This is a genomic window from Brevundimonas sp. GCM10030266 (assembly GCF_042666595.1).
In the GTDB taxonomy this organism is placed as follows: Bacteria; Pseudomonadota; Alphaproteobacteria; order Caulobacterales; family Caulobacteraceae; genus Brevundimonas.
In genome coordinates this window covers 1-1,578 of the sequence record NZ_JBHTCY010000009.1, presented here as the reverse complement: position 1 = coordinate 1,578, position 1,578 = coordinate 1, and the positions used below count along the sequence as shown (strand labels likewise).

The window sequence follows — 1,578 nt, the reverse complement described above, 5'->3', positions numbered from 1 at the left end:
CGAGGCTGTGTGAAAACGCCTTCGGTTCGAGCGAATTAGGGTAGCCTCCCGAGGTCAGCAGGAGGTGGGTATGGGCCGCTTCGTTCAGGGTGCCGATCGCCGGCAGCAGACGCTGCTTCCTGAGTGTCTGGACGACTATGTGGCCGAGGAGAATCCGGTCCGGGTGGTCGATGTCTTCGTCGACGAACTGGATCTGAAGGGGCTGGGCTTCGAGGGGATGACGCCCGCCGCGACGGGCCGGCCGGCTTATCACCCGGCCATGCTGCTGAAGCTCTACGTCTACGGCTATTTGAACAAGGTGCAGTCCAGCCGGCGGCTGGAGCGCGAGGCGCAACGCAACGTCGAGCTGATGTGGCTGACGGGACGGCTGGCGCCGGATCACAAGACCATCGCCGACTTCCGCCGCGAGAACGGTTCGGCGATCCAGGCGGCGTGCGCCCAGTTCGTCGTGCTGTGTCGGCAGCTCGGGCTGTTCGGCGCCGCCTTGGTCGCCATCGACGGCTCGAAGTTCAAAGCGGTGAACACCCGCGACCGCAACTTCACCGCCTACAAGGTGAAGCGGCGGATCGAGCAGGTCGCCGAGCACATCGCCGGCTATCTGCAGGACCTGGACACGGCGGACCGGCAGGAAGGCGAAGCGGCCGAAGCGCGATCCGTGCGACTGGTCGAGAAGATCGATCGGCTCCGCGGACAGATGGCGATGCTGAAGGCGATGGAGGCAGAGGTCGAGGCGTCACCTGACGGCCAGGTCTCCCTGACCGATTCCGATGCACGGGCCATGGCGACGTCGGGTCGAGGCAGCGGCATCGTCGGCTACAACGTCCAGTCCGCCGTCGAAGGCGAGCATCACCTGATCGTCGCCCACGACGTGGTCATGACCGGCCTGGACAAGCATCAGCTGGCGTCCATGGCGCAGAAGGCCAAGGACGCTCTGGGCGTGGAGGCGCTCGATGTGCTGGCCGACCGCGGCTACTTCTCCGGCGAGGAGATCCTGGCCTGCGAGGCCATGGGCGTGACGCCCTATCTACCGAAGCCTCAGACCTCTGGCGCGAAGGCGGCTGGCCGGTTCGGCAAGCAGGACTTCGTCTACCAGCCCGATCAGGACGCCTATCGCTGCCCGGCCGGTGCGCTGCTGCCGCGTCACATGACGACCGTCGAGAAAGGACTGACGTTGCACCGCTACTGGGACCGGGCCAGCTGCACCGGCTGTCGCCTCAAGCCTCAGTGTACGCCCAGCATCGAGCGTCGAGTTACGCGCTGGGAGCATGAGGCGGTGATCGATGCGCTCCAGACCCGGATGGACCTCGCGCCCCGCGCCATGCGCACCCGACGGCGGCTGGTTGAGCACCCGTTCGGAACGATCAAGGCCTGGATGGGCCACACCCACTTCCTCATGAAGCGGTTGCCCAACGTGAAGACCGAGATCAGCCTCCACATCCTGGCCTACAACATGAAGCGGGTGATGGCGGTGCTCGGAACGAAGCCCCTGATGGAAGCGATCAGGGCGTGAGGGCAAGCGCTCCGCGCCTCGTCGCCACATCCGCGCCCCTGTAGCTCAGCGCGTTTCTACACGGCCTC

1 protein-coding gene is annotated in these 1,578 nt (G+C 65.9%); it reads left to right on the top strand.

Features of this window, described 5'->3' with window-relative positions; all coding sequences use genetic code 11:
* Positions 1–70 precede the first annotated feature (70 nt).
* Positions 71–1,510, top strand: a complete 1,440-nt coding sequence (locus tag ACFQQC_RS18635; protein WP_376864045.1) for an IS1182 family transposase — start codon at positions 71–73, stop codon at positions 1,508–1,510.
* Positions 1,511–1,578 lie beyond the last annotated feature (68 nt).